Here is a 24,746-nt window from a genome sequence, read left to right as displayed (position 1 = left end):
GTAACTATATGTTTTTACAGTAATTTGAAGTAAATTTTAAAACTACCAACAAAAACAGTGAGCATAACGGAGCATACATCATGAGATTTCTAATTGGCCTTATCACGACTATTCTATTGACAAGCCTGAGCGTAGATGCAGAGGCGCAGCTATTAAATCGACTTAAAAAGAAGGCGCAACAAGCCGCAGAACAAAAAGCCGAAGAAAAACTGGCAGAGCAGGTCCAACGGGCCGCCGAGCAAGCCGTAGAACGATCTTGGAATTCGATCTTTGGGGAATGGGAGGCCGATAGTTCCAATGGAATGCGGGTCCCGTTCGCGATGAGCAGTAATATTAAAATGGAGGATCAATATGCCTTCCAAACAGTAACGACGATGGAGGTACAATCACGCGATAAAAATGGCAAGGAAGAAGAGCCACTTATCATGGATATGCACTTTAGTGATGACGGTACTTATACTGGCACCAAGTTCCGCTCCGAGGAGATGGAAAAACAGGAAGGCGACCTTTTCATTATTTACGACTTCACGAACGAAGCGATGCTCATGCTAATGGAAAATGAAGGTAACAAATTTTCTTTTGGCTATGCATGGGATCAGCATGTTACTGCAAATGACAGCCTTTTGCAGGACGATACCAATTGGGATGAGCTCGAAGAGTGGCGCGGATATGAGAAGATTGGCAGCAAAAATATTTTGGGCTATGCTTGTGATGGATATCGATCTCAAACCGATGAGGAAACCGTGGAAGTTTGGGTAACCCGCGACGAGGATTTTGGGATGACGCAGCTTTTTAAAGCGCATGCCAATGCCAAACAGATGAGAGGCAAAATTCCCGACGAGTATCCCCACGGCATGGTTATGGAAATGAAAAGTGATAATCATAACACCGGAGAACAGGTTACCATGACGGTGACAGACATCAAGAAAAATGAAAATATTTCGTATCTCATGGCCGACTATCCTCCCATGAGTTTAGGCAAAACCTCATCCGACAAATAACCCATATTTTAATTGATATAAATGGCAGGCATGCCTATCCTCATTGACGCAAAATGTAAGGCCGAAAAGAGCGAACAGATATTATGGATGAGTTGAAAGTAAAAGGAAAAGTCGCACAAATCCTCGAAGAACAGTCCGGAACAGGTAAAAACGGGGAATGGCGTAAGCAGGATTTTATCTTGGAAACGCCGGGCAAGTATCCCAAGAAAATTTGTATTACCCAGTGGGGCGATAAAATTGACCAGTTTAATGTTCAGGAGGGCGAAGAAGTAACAGTGTATGTAGATCTACAGAGCCGAGAGTACAAGGGCAATTGGTATACCGATGTCAAAGCCTGGAAGGTGGAACGTGGGGACGGAGACTCAGACGATCCCGAGGAAAATGTCATTGATATGTCGGATATGGACCACGACGTACCCTTTTAATTGGGCTATAGAATAGTTGCTATCAGGTAGATGCTAAATCCCATAGCCGATGTGAGAAATAAAATAATTCCATAAGCCTCGGCAGCACTACTTCCATTTCTTTTTATGGCGGTAACTGTGTTTTTTACCGGTCCCTTCCAAAGCCAAATTAAAAGTCCTAAACCTAATACAACCGCCAACAGAATAAGTACCATTTATCTAAACTATTCCTTGTCGTGTAATTCAATCTCCCAATATAGAAGCTAAACTTGCAACTTATGGGTATTCTTCTATTCTTAGTCATGTTAATTTTATTAGGGGTACATTAAAATACAAAATTAAACCAAGGAGAGCTTATGGAATGGTATGTTAAAGTATTAAAGCAGTATGCTGAATTTGAAGGCCGTGCTCGTCGTAAAGAGTTCTGGATGTTTTCACTGGTTCATTTCTTAATAATTATGGCGCTACAAACGGTTATGATAATGTTTGGAGGAATGAACCCCGAATCAAGTATTGGCTTAGTTATTATGAGTATTCTGGGCTTGTATTCGTTGGCCGTTTTCATTCCCAGCTTAGCGGTAAGTGTTCGCCGGTTGCACGATACGGGACGCAGCGGATGGTGGCTCCTTATCGGCTTTATCCCCGTAATCGGGACGATTGCCTTAATTGTGTTTTATGTTCAAGACAGTCAGCCGGGCGCTAACCAGTACGGCGAAAATCCCAAAGAAGTGGGATCTACGGCCGTGGCGTAAATACGCTTTTTATGTTGATTTGATAACCGAGCTTGTTCACTACATGGACAGCTCGGTTTTTCTATTTCTAATCGTCCTTAATTTACCCTTGTAACAATGCAACGCATCGTCACGTGATTTAATTAAAAAAGAGTTGTACCCTCGATCAACCATCACGGAAGGATTTGCCACTACAGGCTAAGAGTCAACTCTTTTCTGAAAAAAACAAATATTTACCCCTGATTATTAAAAAACACGTCGGGCCGCTAAAAACCGATTGCGCCAATAGCTTTTTCCGAGTTTACTTATCATCACCCCATTTGAGGTTGAGGCATGTAAAAATTCTCCACTATTAACAGCAATGCCCACATGCAGTGTTTTTCGTCCCGTTTTAAAGAATACGAGATCGCCCGTTCGCACAGCACTTCTTCGAATTTTATTGCCCACACTTAACTGCTCTTTGGTATTCGTTGGCACATCAATCCCAAAGTAATCATCAAGTACAATATTGACGAGTCGTGAGCAATCAACCCCTTCCTGTGATCCTCCTCCCAGCACATAGGGAGTGCCCTGCCAGTCACGATATGCCTGCATTAATGAAGCTTTAACCTCATTCAGGGAAGATACTTTCATAGCAGGTTGAACTGCCTCATCAGCTGAAGACGGTGTAGAACTTTCAGTAGCCGTTGAGGTATCTGAACCTGATGACGTTGAAGGTCTATCAGAAGCAACAGGCCTTGATGGCGGCTGTGAGGAACGCGGCACCACACCACAGGCTACGCCCATCAATCCTACCAATACCACAACTAAAACCGTCTGTATTTTCATTGATAACCTTCTCATAATTTCAGCTTAAACTCTTCCTTAAATGATCTATATTTAAGGGTTTAAAGACAACCACAAATTAAGCGTTTATTGAACAATGCAACTTCTGGTAAATGTTGATCATATTGCCACCTTGCGCAACGCCCGCGGCGAAGGGTATCCTAATCCCGTTGAAGCAGCCAAGGTATGCGAACACGCTGGTGCCTCTGGAATTGTGTTTCACCTGCGCAAAGATCGTCGACATATTAAGACCGAGGACGTATATCAGTTAAAGAAATCGGTTCAGGGCGATCTCGATTTTGAAATGGCCGCCACCGACGAAATGCTCGATATCAGCAAGGATGTTAATCCCGAACTGGTAACTCTTGTTCCCGAAAGCCGTGAAGAACTCACCACCGAAGGCGGACTGGACATGGAAACGGTTTTCGATGACTTTCGAGATCGTGTCTTCCCGGCTTATGCAGATACCAATATTGCCATAAGTCTCTTTATCGATCCCAATAAAAAAGACATTGAGTTAGCTGCCGACTTAGGCAGTGATGCCATTGAGCTACATACTGGTACATATGCCAACGCCACGACTGAATCCGATAAAAAAGCAGAATTGGATCGACTTAAAGAAGGGGCCGAACTGGCTCACGAGCTGGGCATGAAAGTGAACGCCGGCCACGGACTGAACCTCGATAATCTGGAACCACTGGTAGATCAAGTGCCCCACCTGAATGATATCAGCATTGGTCATGCATTGGTTTCCTCGGCTCTTTTTTATGGATTGAATAAAACTGTGAAAAAATTCTTGCGCATCATGAAAAACCCTAATAATTAATTGCATTAATCCTCGGAGCTAAGGCTCCCTATATTTCTCGTATCTATGGAAAACACAGAAAATCATCGCTCAGGATATGTTGCCATTTTGGGCAAACCCAATGCCGGTAAATCTACGTTGATGAACCGACTGCTTGGTAATAAAATTTCGATCACCACGCACAAGCCACAAACTACGCGACATCAGATTATCGGGATTCATTCGGAAGAAGATATGCAAATTATTTTCCTTGATACGCCCGGCGTCATCGATCCCAAATACGAGCTCCAAAAAGCAATGATGAAAACGGTAGATCGCGCACGTACTGATGCCGACATTTTGCTGCTCATTGTGGATGTAAAGGATCACAAGATACCGGGACGCATTTACAAGATGTTTTCCTCGATGAAGGGAAAAGATATATTTCTAATCCTCAACAAAATCGATAAAGTCACCGATCAGGAAGCCGAGGGCGTAGCTCGAAAACTTGAGGAAGAATTCGATTTCGACGATACGTTTTTTGTTTCAGCACTCAATGGAGATGGGCTCCAAAATTTGATGGATCACATCAAGGAGCATATCAAACCGGGTCCGCCCTTTTATCCAAAAGATATGCTCAGTGAGCAGCCGGTACGCTTTTTCGTCGCCGAAATGATTCGCGAGCAGCTCTTCCTGCTTTATCACCAGGAAATCCCCTATTCTTCTACTATTGATATTGTTCAGTATGATGAACGCGACGACCTTGATTACATCAGTGCCGATATTATTGTAAATCGCAATTCACAAAAAGGCATTTTAATAGGAAAGGGCGGAAAAGCTATCAAAAAATTGGGGAAAAGCGCACGCGAAGTCATTGAAGCTTTTGTGGATAAAAAAATCTACCTGGACCTGCATGTAAAAGTACGCGAAAAATGGCGCGAAGATCCCAGTAGAGTTCGGCATTATGGATATTAGTAGATGATAATCCGCAAAGTTTTAGAAAGTTTGCGGATTCCTATCAATCTGTTTTATGAGCATGAATAAAATCTTGCCTTCCGCAAACCATTTAAACATTTCTTCGCATTTTAAATTCGCTTATTTACTCGATATGATACTGTAGTATGAACTGTAAGACCAATCCATAATGCTATCTACAAAACCATGTTTTATTGGGTTTCGAAGACCCTGAGGGTTTTTCTTATGATAAAACTCCACCAATTCCTCCCTACTTTTTACCCGTACCATAACATGAAAATGATTTGGCATCAGACAGAATGCATATGTATCAGCGATGGGTGGAATATAGTTTTGAAATCTCTTTAAAAAGAATCCGTAATTTGTATCTTCTCTGAAGATAAGATTTTTGGCATTTCCATGATTAAAGACATGGTAAACTGTATTCGACTCAAAAAGCTCTCTATTATTTCCCAAAACAGCACTCTTGTATGAATATTTTTTCCAAACGATATAATTCTACTTTAACGAAAAAGAAAAACGCCCCCTTTAAACTTGGACTGACAATAGTATTACTGTTGTTTTCGGCAACTTCTTTTGCTCAAAGCTCCGGGGTTCTGGCCACAACCAAGGATTCTCTTCGCGGCTCTATAACTGCTGAACGCGGCTGGTGGGAGGTCGTTTATTATGACTTGAACGTTACCATCCAGCCTGCGGATTCTTCCATCACCGGATACAACCATATCACCTACCGCGTTGTTGACAAGCCAAAGCGTATGCAAATTGACCTGCAGGATCCGCTCAATATTGACCAGATCACGCAAAACGGAAACCCACTCGAATATCAGCGGGCTGAAAACAGTTATGCCTATATGGTAAATATGCCAGATAGCCTTCAAAAAGATTCTCTTTATACGATCTCTGTTTATTACCAAGGAAAACCAAAAGTAGCCGAAAATGCGCCCTGGGACGGCGGTTTTGTTTGGGAGCAAGATTCACTCGGCAATCACTTTATTGCTACCGCCAATCAAGGACTTGGTGCCAGCGTGTGGTGGCCCAACAAAGATCATCAATCCGCAGAGCCCGACAGTATGAGCATCAATATTACGGTGCCCAGTAAAATCAAAAATGTCTCGAATGGACGGCTACGCGACACCACCAAGCATGACAATGGCATGACTACTTGGCACTGGTTCGTATCCAATCCCATAAATAATTACAATGTAGCAGTAAATGCTGGCAACTACGTAAATTTTAGCGATACGTATGACGGCAAAGACGGAACCCTTGATCTGGATTACTGGGTGCTGGAACACAACCTCGACAAAGCGAAACAACAGTTCGAGCAGGTAAAGCCTATGATGCAGTGTTTTGAAGATTGGTTTGGCCCCTACCCTTTTTATGAGGATAGTTTTAAACTGGTAGAAACGCCGCATCTGGGCATGGAACACCAAAGTGCAGTAGCTTATGGAAACGGCTATCAAAATGGCTATCGCGGCACTGACTTATCAGGTACCGGCTGGGGATTAAAGTGGGATTTTATCATAATTCACGAAACCGGGCACGAGTGGTGGGGCAACAATATCACTACAAACGATGTTGCCGACATGTGGGTACATGAAGGTTTTACCAGTTATTCAGAATCCATCTATACCGAATGTCGCTTTGGCAAGGAAGCCGGCGCCGAATATACACGTGGAATCCGTGATGGTATTGAAAATGAGGAACCCATCACAGGAAAATATGGATTGAACAATGAAGGTTCCGGCGACATGTATAACAAAGCACACAATATGTTACACATGATTCGCCAGATTATTGGTAACGACAGCCAATGGAAAGAAATCCTCCGTGGAATTCAAAGAGATTTCCGCCATCAAATTGTGACTGCCGACCAAATTGAGCGCTATATCATCGAACAATCCGGGAAAGATTTAGATGACGTTTTTGATCAATATGTACACTATACCGACATCCCAACCTTCGAATATCATATTAAAGATGATGTGCTTTATTACCGATGGAAAGCCGACGTTGACCATTTTGATATGCCACTCGAAGTAACACTTAACGATAATGGATACTCTGTGATTCATCCAACCTCTGAACGATGGAAACGCACAAAGCTGGAATTATCTGACCCGTCAAATTTTTCATTACATGTAGATTATTATGTGAATAAAGATTTGGTGAAACATGTTGAATAGTTGATGCTGAAATCCACCAACCCAAAAAAGGGAATACAATGAAAAAACAGGCCATAGATAAACTCCAGGAAAATGTTGTGGGTGACAAAAACTCCAATGGAAAGATTTCAGATATCTTACTCAAAGCTATCGAAACAACCAGTGAGATGGTTGTCATAACAGATGCTCCGGAAAAAATTGGCAACGAACAAATTATCTTTGTAAACAAAGCATTCGAACGTATTACCCAGTATTCAAGAGATGAAGTTATGGGCAAAACCCCGTCTCTTTTGCAAGGGCCTAAAACGGATCGCCAAGTTATTGAGAAGCTTATTCATAAGCTTAATGTCAATGAACGATTCGAAGGAGAAACCTTCAATTATAAAAAGGATGGTACACCCTATCGTGTTCGATGGAGCATTGATCCCATTTACAACGAAGAGGGAGAAGTAACCCACTATGTATCCGTACAAAATGATCTTACCAAAGACTGGAAGCGGAAACAAAAAATGAAGGAGATAATAGAAGAACGCGAAACACTGATTAAGGAAACCCACCACCGCATTAAAAATAATTTGGCTACTATTACCGGCCTGCTCGAGCTGCAAATAATGAAGACCGATTCGCAGGAAGTAACGAATGTACTCTCTGAAAGTATGAATCGCGTACAGTCCATTGCCTCCATTCACCAAAAGCTTTACCAAACAGATGGCTTGGCAAGCATTAAGCTGGAAAGCTATATCCACGACCTTGTAGATCAGCTTAGCGAATCAATGGAGACTCTGAACGGAAACTCAAATATCTCCTTCGACTTGAACCTTGATCCTGTTTCGCTCAATACCAGGCAAGCCGTTCCATTAGGATTAATTTTAAATGAACTTATCACTAATGCCAATAAGCACGCTTTTGAAGATGAAGGTGGCACGATCTCTATCTCCTGCTACAAGAAAGACGATCAATTTTATGTTGCAGTTAGTGATAATGGGAAAGGCCTTCCCGACGGTTTGGATATTTCAAACACAACATCCCTGGGGCTCAAGCTTATTGAATCGCTATGTAACCAATTGGGGGCAGAATACTCCTTCCGTTCTGACGATGGCGTCCATTTTAACATGAGCTTTAGTATTGATTAATAGCTTGACATACATTTGTAACTAACAATTATATCCCCACACATTTAATACTTGTTTGATTTAAAACAATCACTTATGTTAGAATTGAAATTCAAAACAGCTCAAGTCATGAAACGAATTAACACATATTTTTATCGCCTCTGTTGCATGTGTATGCTTATGTCGCACCTGCAACCGAAGGACTGATTCGTTTTACACTTGTAAAACAGATTCAAAGCCCTTCGGTCGATCCCGAAGGGCTTTTTTAGTTATTGTACGATTGTTCTTTTGATTTAGTGAGCACTCTTATCCAGAAAAGCTGAGGGATCAGGCCCGAAGACGCTTTGGCAACCATCCTGCATTTTTATGCACGGAAAGGTGCCACTTCCTGCTCCGTATTACGGGGAAAGATGAGAGAACAGGCCATACTTTTAGCAAAGTAGATATCAAGCCTCTTCTTAGATCTGCCCCCTACGCGGCGCAAGATCTTGGAAGGGGCTTTTTTATTTGATGTGATAAACAAATTCAATCACGAAAATTTCATGAAATCTACTTTTAACAGCTGGTACGACAAAAAGATGCGGGCGACCGAAGCGCTCGAAGCAGAAACAAACCGCGCTGAGAAAACACTCAATACTATCTCGACCATTGCCATAGTTGGTCTCTCACGCAGTTTTCACAAGGATAGTCAGTTTGTAGCTCGCTATCTGCAAAATGCCGGCTACAACATCGTACCCGTAAACCCCAATGCGGATAAAATCTTAGGCAAAAAAGCCTATCCGGATTTGAAAAGCATTCCTCATCCCATTGATATCGTGGATGTATTTCTACCACCTGCTCATATCCATAAAGCCGTTGATCAGGCCCTGGTAATAGATCCTAAGCCAAGAGCAATCTGGCTGCAGCTTGGTACAGGAGAACAAACCGATGAAATAAAAAAGGTACAAGGAACAGGAATTGAAATTTACGAAAACCGATGTATCAAAGTCGATCACCAGTTTTTAATTCGACCCAAAAAGGAATCAACCAATAACAACTAATACACAACCACCAACACTATGAGTACTAACGGAAAAGAAGAACGCAATCTAAAATTTGAAACCCTGCAACTTCATGCCGGTCAAGAACCTGATCCCACCACGGGATCGCGCGCCGTGCCCATTTATCAAACCACCTCGTATGAGTTTGATGATACCGAGCATGCGGCCACACTTTTTGCCCTTAAAGAATTTGGCAACATCTACACCCGAATCATGAACCCCACCAGTGATGTTTTTGAAAAACGCATCGCTGCTTTAGAAGGTGGAGCTGCCGCTGTTGCTACGGCATCAGGACAATCAGCTCAATTTATGACCATCGCTACCATCGCCCAAGCCGGTGACAATATCGTCTCTACCAGTTTTCTCTATGGAGGAACCTACAATCAATTTAAAGTTACTCTTCCGCGACTGGGCATTGATGTAAACTTTGCTGAGGATGATAAAGTCGAAAGCTATGAGGCCCAAATTGATGAAAACACCAAGGCTATTTATGTAGAATCAATCGGGAATCCCCGTGGCAACGTACCGGATTTTGAAGGTCTCTCTGCCCTGGCTGATAAACATGGCATCCCACTTATTGTAGATAATACCTTTGGTGCTGCAGGATCTATAGCACGTCCCATCGAATATGGTGCTAATATTGTTACCGAATCAGCTACCAAATGGATTGGCGGTCACGGTACCAGCATTGGCGGTGTTATTGTAGATGCCGGAAACTTTAACTGGGGTAATGGGAACTTCCCGGTCTTCACGGAACCTTCTCCAGCCTATCACGGGCTCAATTTCTGGGAGACTTTCGGTCCTGATGGTCCGTTTGGCAATATTGCTTTTGCCATTCGTGCTCGGGTAGAAGCACTGCGCGATTTCGGTTCAGCCCAGTCGCCATTCAACAGCTTTTTGCTGCTTCAGGGACTTGAAACCCTCTCACTACGTACCGAACGACACTGCGAAAATGCACTTGAATTAGCTAAGTGGCTTCGCAAACAAGAAGTCGTAGATTGGGTCAATTATACCGGACTCGAAGATCATCCGTATCACGAACGCGCTAAAAAATATCTAAATGAAGGGAAATTCGGCGCTGTTCTCACCTTTGGCGTAAAAGGTGGACTTGACTCGGCCCGAACCTTTATCGAAAACGTAGAAGTTGCCAGTCACCTGGCGAATGTAGGTGATGCCAAAACGCTCGTCATTCATCCTGCTTCTACCACCCACCAGCAGCTTAGCGATGAAGAACAGGCGGCCAGTGGCGTAGAACCGGATCTTATCCGCGTTTCGGTAGGTATTGAGCATATCGATGATATTAAAGAAGACTTCGAAATCGCATTCAAAAAAATCAAGCAACCAGCATAATTCAAAGCCATCGGATGGCTGAATTGGCCATCCGGTGGATAATTTGCATTACTTGACAACAATATGAGCAACAAACAATCACATACTTTTGATCAGCCTTTTGTTACGGAGGGCGGAGCTACGATTCCCGAACCAACCATTGCGTATCAAACGTGGGGGACCTTAAATGATACAAAAGATAATGTCATTTTGGTTTGCCACGCTTTGACCGGCAACACCTCCGTTGATGAATGGTTTGGTGGAACATTTGGCCAAAACAAGACCCTTGATCCCAACAAACATTTTATCATCTGCCCCAATGTACTTGGCAGTTGTTACGGCACCAGCGGGCCGACATCCATCAATCCCGAAACCAATAAACCATACCGTGCTGATTTCCCTAAGGTCACGATCCGTGATATTGTTCGCCTACAGCAAAAACTATTGGATAAACTCGATATTAATGCGATAGAACTGGTAATTGGAGGATCCATGGGCGGCATGCAAGCACTGGAGTGGTGCATCATGGATGAGCGTCCGCAATCGGCCGTACTTATTGGGATGGGGGAAAAACATCGCCCCTGGGCCATTGGCATTAGCCATACTCAACGACAGGCCATTTACAACGATCCCAACTGGGAGGATGGTTTCTATTCCAAAGAACAGCCCCCAAAAGACGGATTGGCACTGGCACGTATGATTGCGATGAACAGCTACCGCCATCCCTCTGATTTTGACAAAAAGTTTGGCCGCAGGCTCCAAGACGGGCAATCACAATACGAAGTAGAATCGTATCTCAACTACCAAGGCGAAAAGCTCGTAGACCGCTTTGATGCGGTTTCATATGTGCGGCTTACCCAAGCTATGGATTCTCATGACATCAAACGAAGTCGACCGCGAATCGGAGAAACACTGGCCGGACTCACCATCCCTGTAAAAGTTGTTGGTATCAACAGTGATATGCTTTATCCCCCTGGCGAATGCCGCGAGCTGGCAGAGCTTTTACCCAACGGTCGTTACGAGGAAATATCGTCTCCACACGGCCACGATGCCTTTTTAATCGAATTTGATCAACTGAATCCGATCATAAAATCATTACAATCAGAACGATCTGAACAAGCAGTTTCATAACAATGTCACAGGCAGAAACACATATCCTAAAATTTGGCGGTTCATCTCTAAAAAATACCGCTCTCATTCAACAATCGGTAAAAATCGTTGCTAATAGATTGGACGAAGCAAATCCCGTTGTGGTTGTTTCAGCTATTGGCGGTGTTACAAATACGCTTATCGAAATAGCTGAGAACTACCGCGATGACAACAGCTATATGTATCGAACATTAAATAAACTTGAACGTCGCCACCGTCAACTGTTTGACAGTTTGGTATCTATGAGCCATCCCAGCCGTGGGTACCTGCAAGACCTGTTCATTGAACTTCGAACAACCCTGAATAATCATGAACTCAAAACCAAAAACTACCGGGCGTGGAAAGACCAAATTTTATCGATTGGGGAACGAGCCTCTGCCCTTATTTTTTCGGCCGCACTTTCTGAAAAAGGATATCAGGCTCAGTCGTATGAAGCACATCACTTTATTAAAACTGATTCTACCTTCGGTCAGGCCAATGTTGATCGCAGTTTAAGCAGAAAACTTATTCGTGAATTTATCCTGCAACAAAAAGCCATTCCGGTGATAACCGGCTTTATTGGCTCTGATGAAAAGCAGAATATTACCACGCTGGGCCGATCCGGTTCTGATTACACGGCCGGACTCGTTGCCGATGCACTACATGCCGACCACCTCGAGATATGGACCGACGTCGACGGCGTCTTGTCGGCTGATCCCCGCTGGGTTGACAACACCGAGTCGATTGAACAGCTCAGCTTCGGGGATATCTCTGAACTTTCTGCTCACGGAGCCAACGTCATTCATCCCAAAACCATTAACCCCATTCAAAAACAAGATACTACTGTGTTAGTTAAAAATAGCTACAATCCTCAACACCCTGGTACACTTATCACATCAGATTATAACACAAACGGATCCTTAAAAACTATCACCATCACCGGTCCCTTTGTACGGCTACAAATTGATCAAAAACATGCAGTAGAGTTATTTACCAAGCTCAACAGCTGGGGTGAAAACTATCCCGATGCCAAACCCATTGGCTTTACGCAGGAGTCTGATTTCGAAGCTGCACGTTTTCTTTTAAAACAATCATTTTTTGAGAAAATAAAAGAACAGTTAGCTGCCTGGGCGTCCAATCGTAACACCATTTTCAACCTTACCGACAACCTTTATAAGGTGAAAAAGTTCAGCAATCAGTTTAACAAGAATGAACAACTTTCTGCCCGTATTGTTTCGTTACTTGCTGAGCATAAAATTCGCCCCTTACACACTGAGCGAAATTATGACGAACGGTTTATCTCGTTTTTGTTTTCTGAGGATGATGCTCGCAAAGCCGCGGCCCTTATCAACAACCTGACCTCCCAAAAACAGCCCACGGTTGACCTTTTTGTAGCGGGCACCGGTGCTGTAGGAAAAACGCTGCTCGACCAACTCAAAAATATAACCACGAATGAATTTCAATTTCGCCTACTGGGCACCTGCAACAGCCGCCAAACACTGTGGGATGATTCGGGAATAAAGTTACAACAACCATTATGCTGGGAAAAATCTGATCAAACGAATTGGGATGCATTAATAGATAAGCTAACAGATGCCACTAATCCCAATTTAATTTTCGTAGATGCTACCGGCAGTAAAGATGTTGCCCAACTATATCCCAAGCTGTTTGCCAATGGTATCCATGTCGTAACACCCAGCAAGTTAGCTAATACCTTCGAACAATCATTTTTCGATGAACTACAATCATTGATCCAAAAACAAAACAGCTCCTTCAGATACGAAACCACCGTTGGAGCGGGACTCCCCGTTATTTCAACCATTAAAGATCTACATTCTGTGGGAGATGACATCACTGAAATATCGGGAGTTGTTTCAGGAACCATGACATATCTTTTTAACCAGCTGGAACAAGGCACTCCTTTCAGTAAAGCTATCGTGGATGCCCGCGAAAAAGGCTACGCCGAACCCGATCCACGTGATGATTTATCCGGCGAAGATGTAGCCCGCAAATTTTTAACACTGGCACGAACCCTGGGTATCACCATAGAACGCGAGGAGCTGGAAGTAGAATCACTCATTCCGCAGGAACTAACAAATGTCGACAAGGAAACCTTTTTAGAAAAATTGCCGAGTTATGACAGTACCTGGAAGCAGCGTATTGATTCAGCTAAAGAACAAAACAGAACACTGCGATATACCGGCAAACTGCAGGATAGGAAAATTAAAATTGGCATTGAATCGGTCCCTAAAGATTCTCCATTGGGACAACTACAAGGCACCGATAATATCATCCAGATATTTTCGGATTTCTATAATGATACGCCTCTGGTCATTCAAGGTCCGGGTGCTGGCAAAGAGGTTACCGCAGCGGGAGTACTGAGTGACATCCTAAAAACTGCAAAATCGCTCTCATAATCACCCATTCGACAGAACTAAAACAATAATCCTTAAGTAATACCCAGATTTATCCGAACTACTATTTCTTAAACTAAAATCACACATATACTATGGCTTCCGATCAAGGTTTATACCAATCCAAAAACGAACACGATGCGTGCGGAATAGGATTTATCGTAAATATAAAGGGCAAAAAATCCCACAAGATCGTACATGACGCACTGGATGTTCTCCATAACCTGGATCACCGGGGAGCCACGGGAGCCGAAGCCAACACAGGAGATGGAGCCGGTATCCTGATGCAGATTCCTCACCAATTTCTGGATCACTCGTGTCGGGGTTTGGGGATTGACTTGCCGAAACCGGGACAGTACGCAGTGGGAATGATTTTTCTGCCTCCTGATCGCGATAACCGTCTACCCTGCGAAAAAGTTGTTGAGGAGATTGTTGAAGAGGAAGGTCAGGAAGTGCTTGGATGGCGGAAAGTCCCGACAAATAATTATTACCTGGGCCAATCAGCCATAAGTGCCGAACCGGCCGTGCGGCAAATATTTATCGGACGAAATTCCAACTTGCAGACCGATCTCGATTTTGAACGAAAGCTGTATCTCATCCGTCGTCGGACCTCCAAAGCCATAGCAAACAGCGATCTGACGGATAAAGACTATTTCTACATCCCCAGCCTTTCATCGCGCACCATCATTTACAAGGGGATGCTGACGTCTACCCAGCTCAAAGATTATTACCCGGATCTCTCCGATCCCCGCATAAAATCGGCGCTGGCCCTGGTACACTCCCGATTTAGTACCAACACCTTCCCCAGTTGGGAGCTTGCCCATCCCTACCGCTACCTGATTCATAATGGCGAAATAAATACACTGCGTGGTAATCAAAATGCCATGCACGCCCGTGAAGCTCAGCTGGGCTCTCATCTTTTTGGGGATGATCTGGATGAGATTACACCTATCATTCAAGAATACGGAAGTGACTCCGCCAAATTTGACAACTGCCTTGAATTTCTGGTGCTCAGCGGACGCTCGCTGCCTCATGCCATGATGATGATGATTCCCGAGCCCTGGGAAAAGCATGAGAACATGGATGATGACATGAAAGCATTTTACGAATATCATAGCTGTCTTATGGAACCGTGGGACGGACCGGCCTCGATCGCTTTTACGGATGGTAAAGTTGTCGGCGCTACACTCGATAGAAACGGACTTCGTCCATCTCGCTATTATGTGACTAATGATGATACCGTGGTGCTCTCCTCCGAGGTTGGAGTTTTGGATATTCCCCCGGAAGAAGTTGTATACAAAGATCGCTTGCAGCCGGGCCGGATGCTGTTAATTGATACCGAAGAGGGACGAATCAAAAGTGATGAAGAAATTAAACAGGAGATTGCCAACGAACATCCCTACCGGGAATGGCTGGAAAAAAGCCTTATCGATCTTCAAAACCTGCCTTTTGAGTTCAAAGACGAGTTCGATCTCGAACACGAAGACATCATCCATCGGCAAAAAGCCTTTGGCTATACCTATGAGGATTTAAATATCAATGTGGGACCCATGGCAGAAGATATGCTGCAGCCCGTGGGTGCGATGGGCAATGATGCTCCTATCGCGGTGCTTTCCAATGAGCCTCAACTGCTTTACAACTATTTTAAACAGCTTTTCGCGCAGGTTACCAATCCCCCGATTGATCCTATCCGCGAGGAGCTCATTACATCCACCGAAATCACGCTGGGTTCAGAAGGCAATATTTTGGATCCCCAGCCAGAGTCATGTCGACAGATCAGGCTGGAACATCCCATCCTAAAAAATAATGAGCTTAAAAAGCTTAAGACGATTGATGAATCCGGCTTTAAAAGCAAAACGCTGCCCATCCTTTTTGATGTGAATAAAGGAGGTTCCGGGCTCGAGCAGGCACTCGACGATCTGTTTGACGCAGCCGATAAAGCCATCCAAAACGGAGCAAATATCCTGATTCTCTCGGATCGTGATTTCAATGAAGAAAAAGCACCCATACCTGCGTTGCTTGCGGTGGCCGGCCTGCACCACCACCTGATTCGATCAGGCACGCGAACACAGGTCGGAATAGTACTGGAATCGGGAGAGCCCCGCGAAACTCATCATTTTTGTACGCTTCTGGGCTACGGCGTGGAAGCCGTCAACCCATATATGGCGTACGAAAGTCTCTATGATCTCATCGAGCAGGGACATCTTGACCTTTCTTTTCAGCGCGCACAGAAAGGCTACAACAAGGCCATCGTTAAGGGTATCGTAAAAGTGATGTCAAAAATGGGAATCTCCACAATTAAGTCATACCGTGGCGCACAGATTTTTGAAGCTCTGGGTATCGACAAAGAAGTAATTGATAAATATTTCACATGGACCGACTCGCGTATCGGCGGTATTGGATTGGATACCATTGCCAAAGAAGTGAAACTGCGTCACCAAAAGGCCTACCCGAATTATAGAACGAACGGACAAGTGCTGGACGAAGGCGGCGAATACAAATGGCGAAAGGGTAGTGAGTATCACGCGTATAATCCCAAGACGGTACATACCTTGCAGCTGGCAACCAAAAATGGAGATTATGAGCTTTATAAAGAATACACCAAACTAATCGACGAGCAGGACGATCCCCCGCCAAACTTGCGATCACTCTTGGAATTTAATCACGATGAGTCGGAATCGATCCCCATTGAAGAAGTAGAATCAGTGGAAGAAATATGCAAACGTTTTAAAACCGGGGCGATGTCCTACGGCTCGATCAATGATAAAACCCATGAGGCACTGGCCATTGCCATGAACCGCATCGGCGGCAAGAGCAATACCGGCGAAGGTGGCGAAGATCCCTCGCGGTATGAACCCGAACCCAATGGCGATTCGAAACGCAGTGCCGTTAAACAGGTAGCGTCGGGGCGATTTGGGGTAACCAGCGAGTATCTCACAGAAAGTGAGGAAATTCAGATTAAAATGGCACAAGGGGCTAAACCCGGTGAAGGCGGTGAGCTTCCCGGTCGAAAAGTATACCCATGGATTGCGAAAGTTCGACTGTCCACACCCGGTGTAGGATTGATATCACCACCGCCGCACCACGATATTTACTCGATTGAAGATCTGGCTCAGCTTATTCATGATCTCAAGAATGCCAATAAAAACGCAGATATTAATGTAAAGTTGGTATCGGCCGTTGGGGTAGGCACCATTGCTGCGGGCGTATCAAAAGGACGCGCTGATGTTATATTAATTAGTGGTCATGATGGCGGCACGGGGGCTTCTCCCCAAACCAGTATTAAGCATGCCGGCTTGCCTTGGGAACTCGGGGTCTCCGAAACGCACCAAACCCTGGTGTTGAACAACCTGCGAAGCCGCGTTGCCATCGAAACAGACGGGCAGATCAAAACCGGTCGGGATATTGCAGTGGCAGCCCTGCTCGGTGGAGAAGAATTTGGCTTTGGTACCAGCGCACTGATTACCCTCGGCTGTATCATGATGCGGGTTTGTCATCTCAATACGTGTCCCGTCGGCATTGCCACGCAAGATCCCGAACTCAGCGAAAAGTTCACCGGCGATCCGCAGTATGTGGTTAACTTTATGAAATTCGTAGCACGGGATCTGCGCGAATATATGGCTAAACTGGGCTTTCGCTCGGTGGATGAGATGGTCGGGCGCGTTGATAAACTGAAGCAAAAAGAAACTGATCACTGGAAAGGCAAAACGCTGGATCTGTCGCCTATTTTACACCGACCAGACAATGCCGATGAGGTGGGAACCCACTGCATCATCAAACAAAAACATGGGCTTGGAAATGCTATGGATATTCAGACGCTGATGGATATTTGTGATCCGGCGCTTTCGGATGGCAACCCTGTTGAGGCTGAACTCTCGATCAAAAATACAAATCGCGTGGTCGGTACCATTGTAGGCAGCGAGCTCACGCGGCGATACGGTTCGGAGGGACTTCCGGAAGACACCATCCACCTGAAATTCAACGGTTCGGCGGGACAAAGTTTTGGTGCATTTATACCCAACGGAATGACACTCGAGTTGGAGGGTGATGCCAACGACTATTTTGGTAAGGGACTTTCGGGTGGAAAGCTGATTCTCTATCCCCCTGAAAACTCTCGCTTCGATCCCGCTAAAAATATTATTGTGGGTAATGTCTCATTTTATGGCGCCACCAGCGGACAGGCGTACATCCGTGGAAAAGCCGGCGAACGTTTCTGTGTTCGCAATAGTGGTCTCCACGCTGTGGTGGAATCGGTCGGCGATCACGCCTGTGAATATATGACTGGCGGACGCGTAGTCATACTCGGCGAAACGGGACGAAATTTTGCAGCGGGAATGTCCGGAGGTATTGCCTACATCCTTGACTCAAATGGAACCTTCCACGAGCGCTGCAATACTGAAATGGTAGAACTTACTGATCTCCGCGATGAGGATGAGATCGATGAAGTCTATGAGATGATTCGCCGACACGCTGAATACACCGACAGTCATCGCGGCTGGAAAGTGCTGGCCAAGTGGCAAGAAATGATTCCCCACTTCGTAAAAGTGCTTCCAAAGGATTACAAAAAGATGCAGGAATCGATTAACAAAGCTAAAAAGAATGGGCTTGATCAAAAAGAGGCCGAAATGGAAGCATTCCTGGAAAACAAACAGTAAGGGGCATCATTCAATAATTTTAAACTCACATTAAATCAGCAAAAATATTATGGGTAAGCCAACTGGATTCATGGAGTACGAGCGGGAGGATGCTCCAAGCCGAAATCCCCAAGAACGAATTGAGGACTGGAACGAATATCATGAACATCAATCCGAAGAAAAACTAAAAGAGCAGGGAGCGCGATGTATGGACTGTGGCGTCCCTTTTTGCCAGACCGGTGAAGAGAAAGAAGGGAAAACCATGGGATGTCCCATCCATAATCTTATTCCCGAATGGAACGACTTGGTGTACAAAGGCAAGTGGAAAGAAGCACTGGACCGGCTCCACAAAACAAATAACTTTCCCGAGTTTACCGGAAGTGCATGTCCGGCCCCGTGTGAAGGCTCGTGCGTACTTGGCATCATTGATAAGCCGGTAACGATCAAAAATATTGAACTGGCTATTATCGAAAAGGGATTCGAGGAAGGCTGGGTTACGCCAGAACCTCCGGAAAACAGAACAGACAAAAAAGTCGCCATTGTGGGCTCGGGTCCGGCAGGATTGGCGGCAGCCGACCAGCTTAATAAAGCCGGTCATAACGTAACGGTCTATGAACGTCACGATAAAATTGGCGGCCTGTTGACTTATGGTATCCCCAATCAAAAGCTGGAAAAATCGGTAGTAAAACGACGTGTGAACCTGCTGGCGGATGAGGGAATCGAGTTTATTACAAACACCGAAATCGGTACCGACGTGCCCGCCACCGAGCTCACCAAAAATTTTGATGCCGTTGTACTGGCCGGTGGCGCGACGAAGCCCCGCGACCTTGATATTGAAGGGCGTGATCTTGACGGCATCCACTTTGCGATGGATTTTCTGCACGCCAACGTGGAGAGCCTGCTGGATTCAGATCACGAAAATGGAAACTATATTTCAGCCAAAGATAAAGATGTGATCGTCATCGGCGGCGGTGATACTGGCACTGATTGCGTAAGCACTTCCATGCGTCATGATTGCAAAAGCCTGACTCAATTCGAAATTTTGCCCAAACCGCCTGAGAGTCGATCGGATGACAATCCCTGGCCCGAGTGGCCCCACATTTACAAAGTGGATTATGGACAGGAAGAAGCCAAGGTCCGTTTTGGAGAAGATCCCCGTAAATACCAGGTGATGACGAAAAAATTTGTCGGCGATGGAGATGGCAATGTCAAGGAACTTCATACGGTGGAAATAGAATGGGAAACCAACGACGATGGTCGAAAACTTCCCAAAGAAATCTCTGGCACCGAAAAAGTCTGGAAAGCAGACCTTGTACTTTTGGCAATGGGATTTTCAGGTCCCGAAAATCCGGTGCTGGATCAACTTAAAATTGAGCGCGATGAACGCTCGAATGCCAAAGCTGAACACGGTGACTATCAAACAAATGTGGATGGTGTTTTTGCAGCCGGCGATATGCGTCGGGGACAAAGCCTTATTGTATGGGCCATTAACGAAGGGCGTGGGGCTGCGCGCGAATGCGATCGGTATTTGATGGGCAGTACGGAGTTGCCATAAGTTCGAAATATAATTACACCGAGAAGCCGCTAACTATAAGAGTTTTTAACCAAGGTTAGATTGCTCTTAATAACAAGCTTTTGTGCTAAAATATATATAACATGATTTTAGAATCTTGACAGTGATGCTGTTTAACAAGCTATCTCAAGAATTCATCAACATGCGAGAGCAAATATTCAAAAAGAGATCAAATATAATCAAGAGTACTGAAATAAAATATTCATCGGGGATAACAGCTAAAACTGTCTATAAATAGATATCTACAGCAGCTATTTACATCAATGATAGAGTGGCTATTGGGGTAGTCATCTCTGTAAAATTAGAGGGACCGGTCGGAAGACTGGTCCCTTTTTATTTATATAGACCTTTGCAGAAGAACCCCGTCCAAACGCTGTATATACAGTCGGACGGATTCACAAGTCACCAGATATCCATCAGCCGATCGATGGACATTACAAAGTCCTTGCATAACTATCGAATGTTATCCTCAAAATTATATTTAGGCGGTTCCATTCCTTTTAAGTGCTTCACAAAATAATCCCACCGCATATTCATGAAGTACCGAGAATTGCCAAAACCATGTCCTGCATTGGGAAATACCATCAGATCAAAATCTTTATCGGCTTTAATCAAAGCATCGACCACAAGCAACGTATTTGTAGGCGGCACGTTACTGTCCATCATGCCATGGGCGATGAGCAGTTTCCCTTCCAGGTTTTCAGCTAACAGCTGGTTTGCCTGCTTATCGTAATTATCGCCCTGCTCATAGAACCCCAGCTCTCTTTTATTCACACCTTCCTTTTCTTCGAGGAGCCCGTGCCATTTTTCTCCCCAATCATCCTCGTAATTTCGGTTATCGTGATTTCCCGCGCCGGAAACGGCCACCTTATAAAAATCCGGGTACTCCAGAATGGCACGGGTCGAAGCAAATCCACCGCCCGAATGTCCCCAGATGCCCACACGTGATGTATCCATCCAAGAATGACGATCTACCAACTGCTTAATGGTTGTTATCTGATCGGGCAGTCCATTGTCACCCATATCTCCATAACAAGTGTCATGAAAAGATTTTGAACGTCCGGGCGTACAGGTTGCGTTGACTTCCACAACAATAAATCCTAATTCAGCCAGCGACTGCTTATCGGATCGCGACGCACTGAATCCAAATGAACGAATACTGCCCGACTGCGGCCCCGGGTATAAGTAATTCAATACCGGATAGGATTTCGTCGAATCAAAATTAGTGGGCTTGTACATCAGTCCATATAGGTTCGTTTCCCCGTCACGCGCTTTCACCGTAAACGGTTCGGGAGCCTGCCACCCCGTTTCTTTAAGCTTACTGATGTCTGCTTCTTCCAACTCCATCACCACATCACCATCTACATTTCGGACGACGGAAACAGGAGGCGCATCAACGGTAGAATAGGTATCCGTAAAGTATTCTTTTGAGTCAGACCATGTGATTTCGTGATGCGCAATTTCGGGCGTTAAATTCGTCAAACCACTGCCATCAAAACTCACCTTATATAAATAGTGGTAATAAGGGTTTCCTTCCTCTTTGTTGGAACCCGTAAAATAAATCGTACTATTCTCCTCATCCACATGATGGAGATCCAGCACACGCCAGTTACCTTGAGTTATCTGCCGTTTTAATTCACCAGTCTCCAGATCATATAAATAGAGATGTCCCCAGTTATCGCGCTCAGAAAACCAAATCACTTCATCGGAATCCTCCAACACCGTCCAACTCTCCTCACTATATCCTGACTCGTAATAAGTATTGGTTGTCTCTTTTAATATATCACGTACTGCTCCGGTTTCAGGATCTGCCTCCCGAAGCTCCGCCACCTTGTGATCACGGGATGAGGAAACAAAATACAGCTGCGATCCGTCGGCACTCCACTCGTTATCCAGAAACTGCCCGCCCCAACTTGCAATGTGATCCGAAATCGTAGAGCGATGGTAATCTGGCTCCATGTCCAAATCAACCACTTCGGGATTTTCTTCATTGGCATGCACTACTACGCGCTCAATTTTGAATACCGTACTGTCACCGGGCAACGGGTACTTCCATTTCTCTAAATCGGGGTGCCCCACTTGGGTATCATACAGATACATCTCTCCAACACCACGGCTATCATGACGGAAAGTAGCAATCTTCTCCGAATTCGGTCCCCACAACACAACAGGATTATCACTTCGAATCCAACCGGCATTATTGGTAGCGTATCCATAATACTGTTCGCCATCGGTCGTCAGCTGCGTATGCTCATCGGTTTTGGTATCCCGCATCCACAGGTTATAATTTTTAATATACACCGCTTTTTTACCGTCTGGCGAAAGAATTTCATTGTCTCCTTCTTTATCTGATAACTTATTGGTTTCATACGATGACAAATCCGTTTCAAACCGTTGTCCGTTGATTTGATAGATCAACGTATTCTCTTCCTTGGAATATGAGACATTGCTCAGCGGTAAGTTTTGGGCATCAACATCCTGATCTACGTTAGCAGAAAGCGTGTCCGCTAATCGACCGTGATCAAAAGCTTCTTTCTTTTCTTCGGATATGATATCAGCCAAAACATATTTTCTGCCCTCTTCTGTGCGGGTATTATAAATAAGGACATCGGAGATCCAACGTTGTCCCGATACCATGCTCAATACTTTATGATACGTATTTTGCCACAAAAACTGCTCGGCTCGCTGATAGTCTTCGGCAGTAACCGTTTCCTTCGTTTCTGTGTTTTGTTCTATCCGGCCAGGCGACTCTTGCTTGATTGCAGACTGTTGAGAAGAGCATCCCACTATTAATAGTGTGGCAGATAAAAATACTCCCCAAATAACGGATGTTAATCGTATCATATCACAAAATAGATTTTGTCGGCATTGAAAAATTGAGAGGATAAGGATAGCTGAAAAATTACTTGTAGGCAAAACGGCTTGTGGAATTTATTTGTAAACTATCCATATAATCTCTCCCACACTCTACCACACCTCACCCATTTTCTAATATCTCAATATTAATATAGAAGCAAAACTCTCTAATCCACTTTCAGGCCCCCAAAAAGGCGCTTTTATTATCCAACCTCGAACATCAAACTTCCAGAAATTTAATCTTCTAAATCTTTCTGCAATAAGTGCTTGACAAATTACATCCTTTCGGGGTACATTGTGGAGTGAAGTGGGAGAATGTGGGAGTTCATATCCACTTATCGAATTCGATAACATTTGCTGTTAATTCTGGGGACCATATATGCCGAGTTTTAAAGGGCAATACGAACATAGTGTTGATAATAAAGGACGCGTTAGCTTCCCGGCTAAACTGCGTAAAGCCCTCAACCCCCAGGCACAAGAGCGTTTTACTATTTTAAGAGGTCTCGAACCCTGCCTTTATCTCTACCCAGAGGATGAATGGCAAAATGTAGAGGATCAGCTCTCCCAGATCAACAGCTTTACTAAAGAAGGTCGCACGGTAAAACGTAATTTCTTGCGTTTTGCCGAGGATGTGAATCTCGATAATCAAAACCGTATTGCTCTCCCTTCACAACTAACAGACTGGGCCGACATCGACGGAAAGGCCATTTTCATAGGCAGTGGCGAACGCATTGAAATATGGTCGCCCGAGAAACTTGAAGAAATCGATGCTGGTCTGGACTTCGAATCGTACCAAGAACTTTTTGAGCGCGTGATGGGTGACGATGACAACCATAATGAAGAACAATGATACATATCATGAGCATCAGCCGGTACTGCTGGAAGAATCCGTAGACTACTTAATTACGGATGCCAGCGGGATCTATATCGATGCGACGTTAGGCGGTGGTGGACACAGCCAGGCATTGTTATCTCATTTAAATGACGACGCGCAACTTATTGGTATTGATCAAGACGACGAAGCACTAACCGCAGCAAATAATCGTATTGGCGACGATAAACGTTTTTCTTCTATAAAAGGCAATTTCGGTTACCTCTCCAGGCTATTACCCCCAGAACTTAGTGGAGAGGTGGCCGGAATCCTTCTTGACCTGGGCGTTTCAACCCATCAGATAACAGAAGCCGATCGCGGATTCACCTTCCAGGAAGAAGGTCCCCTGGATATGCGCATGGGTAACCTGCGTGGTATTACAGCATACCAAGTGGTTAATGATTACTCCTACGAAGATCTGCGCGATGTCATTTATCATTACGGCGAAGAGCGAAATAGCCGAAAAATAGCAAGTGAAATTATCGACCGGCGTCCCATTGAAACAACGACTGAACTTCGCAATGCCGTAGAAGCTGTTGTAAAGGGCCAATACCAGATAAAAAGTGTGGCTCGTGTTTTTCAGGGTATTCGTATCGAGGTTAATCGAGAACTGGATATGCTCCGAAAAATATTGGAGCAATCCCTTGAAGTACTCAAAGAAAATGGACGTATTGTAGCTATCAGCTACCACTCGTTGGAAGACCGTATCGTTAAGAAATTCTTTAAAGCCGGCAATCACGAGGGCAAAATAGAAAAAGATTTTTACGGTAACCCGCTGTCTCCCATAGAAGAAATTTCTGGCGGAATTATTCGTCCCACAGAAGAAGAAATCGAGCGCAACCCCGCTTCACGAAGTGCAAAAATGCGCGTTGCCCAGAAAATAACTCCACCGGAGGTGTAGTAT

The 24,746-nt window shown here is 44.6% G+C and carries 18 protein-coding genes and 1 riboswitch; of the genes, 15 read left to right on the top strand and 3 right to left on the bottom strand.

From position 1 onward, the window contains the following. Positions 1 to 80: 80 nt before the first annotated feature. Together AAFH98_RS06885 and AAFH98_RS06880 are read left to right on the top strand one after the other, a co-directional pair. On the top strand, positions 81 to 1,001 hold the full coding sequence (locus AAFH98_RS06885; RefSeq protein ID WP_342521961.1) for a DUF4412 domain-containing protein: 921 nt from the start codon (positions 81 to 83) through the stop codon (positions 999 to 1,001). A gap of 83 nt (positions 1,002 to 1,084) precedes the next feature. Next, positions 1,085 to 1,426 (top strand): DUF3127 domain-containing protein, encoded by a 342-nt coding sequence (locus AAFH98_RS06880; RefSeq protein ID WP_342521960.1) that lies wholly within the window; start codon positions 1,085 to 1,087, stop codon positions 1,424 to 1,426. 5 nt (positions 1,427 to 1,431) lie between these two features. On the opposite strand, the gene AAFH98_RS06875 is transcribed toward AAFH98_RS06880, so the two are convergent. Further along, the gene (locus AAFH98_RS06875; protein ID WP_342521959.1) at positions 1,432 to 1,620 is read right to left on the bottom strand and encodes a hypothetical protein; all 189 of its coding nucleotides are present in this window, start codon (positions 1,618 to 1,620) and stop codon (positions 1,432 to 1,434) included. Between the two features lie 141 nt (positions 1,621 to 1,761). On the opposite strand from AAFH98_RS06875, the gene AAFH98_RS06870 reads away from it, so the two are divergent. Then, positions 1,762 to 2,157, top strand: coding sequence for a DUF805 domain-containing protein (locus AAFH98_RS06870; protein ID WP_342521958.1), 396 nt, complete (start codon positions 1,762 to 1,764; stop codon positions 2,155 to 2,157). Positions 2,158 to 2,382: 225 nt separating this feature from the next. Here AAFH98_RS06870 and AAFH98_RS06865 read toward each other — a convergent pair whose 3' ends face one another. Further along, positions 2,383 to 2,964: an NlpC/P60 family protein gene (locus tag AAFH98_RS06865; RefSeq protein ID WP_342521957.1), complete on the bottom strand. Its 582-nt coding sequence runs from the start codon at positions 2,962 to 2,964 to the stop codon at positions 2,383 to 2,385. Between the two features lie 94 nt (positions 2,965 to 3,058). Here AAFH98_RS06865 and AAFH98_RS06860 point away from each other — a divergent pair, with 94 nt between their 5' ends. The 10 genes from AAFH98_RS06860 (at position 3,059) to AAFH98_RS06815 (ending at position 20,097) form a co-directional block, all read left to right on the top strand. After that, positions 3,059 to 3,787, top strand: coding sequence for a pyridoxine 5'-phosphate synthase (locus tag AAFH98_RS06860; protein WP_342521956.1), 729 nt, complete (start codon positions 3,059 to 3,061; stop codon positions 3,785 to 3,787). Positions 3,788 to 3,832: 45 nt separating this feature from the next. Continuing rightward, positions 3,833 to 4,720: a GTPase Era gene (gene era, locus AAFH98_RS06855; protein WP_342521955.1), complete on the top strand. Its 888-nt coding sequence runs from the start codon at positions 3,833 to 3,835 to the stop codon at positions 4,718 to 4,720. 470 nt (positions 4,721 to 5,190) lie between these two features. Continuing rightward, positions 5,191 to 6,906, top strand: coding sequence for a M1 family metallopeptidase (locus AAFH98_RS06850; protein ID WP_342521954.1), 1,716 nt, complete (start codon positions 5,191 to 5,193; stop codon positions 6,904 to 6,906). Between the two features lie 38 nt (positions 6,907 to 6,944). Then, the gene (locus tag AAFH98_RS06845) at positions 6,945 to 8,018 is read left to right on the top strand and encodes a sensor histidine kinase (protein WP_342521953.1); all 1,074 of its coding nucleotides are present in this window, start codon (positions 6,945 to 6,947) and stop codon (positions 8,016 to 8,018) included. 282 nt (positions 8,019 to 8,300) lie between these two features. Further along, a riboswitch (SAM riboswitch) is annotated at positions 8,301 to 8,414 on the top strand. 125 nt (positions 8,415 to 8,539) lie between these two features. Next, positions 8,540 to 9,037 carry a CoA-binding protein gene (locus tag AAFH98_RS06840; RefSeq protein ID WP_342521952.1) on the top strand — a complete coding sequence of 166 codons (498 nt, stop codon included), beginning with the start codon at positions 8,540 to 8,542 and terminating at the stop codon, positions 9,035 to 9,037. Positions 9,038 to 9,055: 18 nt separating this feature from the next. Further along, a complete protein-coding gene (locus tag AAFH98_RS06835; protein WP_342521951.1) occupies positions 9,056 to 10,387 on the top strand; it encodes an O-acetylhomoserine aminocarboxypropyltransferase/cysteine synthase family protein in 1,332 nt (443 codons plus the stop codon). A gap of 63 nt (positions 10,388 to 10,450) precedes the next feature. After that, the gene (gene metX, locus AAFH98_RS06830; RefSeq protein ID WP_342521950.1) at positions 10,451 to 11,497 is read left to right on the top strand and encodes a homoserine O-acetyltransferase MetX; all 1,047 of its coding nucleotides are present in this window, start codon (positions 10,451 to 10,453) and stop codon (positions 11,495 to 11,497) included. Positions 11,498 to 11,499: 2 nt separating this feature from the next. Next, on the top strand, positions 11,500 to 13,911 hold the full coding sequence (locus AAFH98_RS06825) for an aspartate kinase (protein WP_342521949.1): 2,412 nt from the start codon (positions 11,500 to 11,502) through the stop codon (positions 13,909 to 13,911). A gap of 92 nt (positions 13,912 to 14,003) precedes the next feature. Beyond that, on the top strand, positions 14,004 to 18,563 hold the full coding sequence (gene gltB, locus AAFH98_RS06820) for a glutamate synthase large subunit (RefSeq protein WP_342521948.1): 4,560 nt from the start codon (positions 14,004 to 14,006) through the stop codon (positions 18,561 to 18,563). 49 nt (positions 18,564 to 18,612) lie between these two features. After that, a complete protein-coding gene (locus tag AAFH98_RS06815) occupies positions 18,613 to 20,097 on the top strand; it encodes a glutamate synthase subunit beta (RefSeq protein ID WP_342521947.1) in 1,485 nt (494 codons plus the stop codon). A gap of 471 nt (positions 20,098 to 20,568) precedes the next feature. Here the strand turns inward: AAFH98_RS06815 and AAFH98_RS06810 are convergent, their stop codons facing one another. Further along, positions 20,569 to 22,959, bottom strand: coding sequence for a S9 family peptidase (locus AAFH98_RS06810; RefSeq protein ID WP_342521946.1), 2,391 nt, complete (start codon positions 22,957 to 22,959; stop codon positions 20,569 to 20,571). 391 nt (positions 22,960 to 23,350) lie between these two features. On the opposite strand from AAFH98_RS06810, the gene mraZ reads away from it, so the two are divergent. Beyond that, entirely contained in the window at positions 23,351 to 23,821 is a 471-nt protein-coding gene (gene mraZ, locus AAFH98_RS06805) for a division/cell wall cluster transcriptional repressor MraZ (RefSeq protein ID WP_342521945.1), read from the top strand. Continuing rightward, entirely contained in the window at positions 23,808 to 24,743 is a 936-nt protein-coding gene (gene rsmH, locus AAFH98_RS06800) for a 16S rRNA (cytosine(1402)-N(4))-methyltransferase RsmH (protein WP_342521944.1), read from the top strand. Before mraZ ends, rsmH begins: the two co-directional genes overlap by 14 nt. Positions 24,744 to 24,746 lie beyond the last annotated feature (3 nt).

The sequence above is a fragment of the Fodinibius sp. Rm-B-1B1-1 genome (assembly GCF_038594945.1).
GTDB classification, from domain to species: Bacteria; Bacteroidota; Rhodothermia; order Balneolales; family Balneolaceae; genus Fodinibius; species Fodinibius alkaliphilus.
This window is presented reverse-complemented; position numbering and strand designations above follow the sequence as displayed.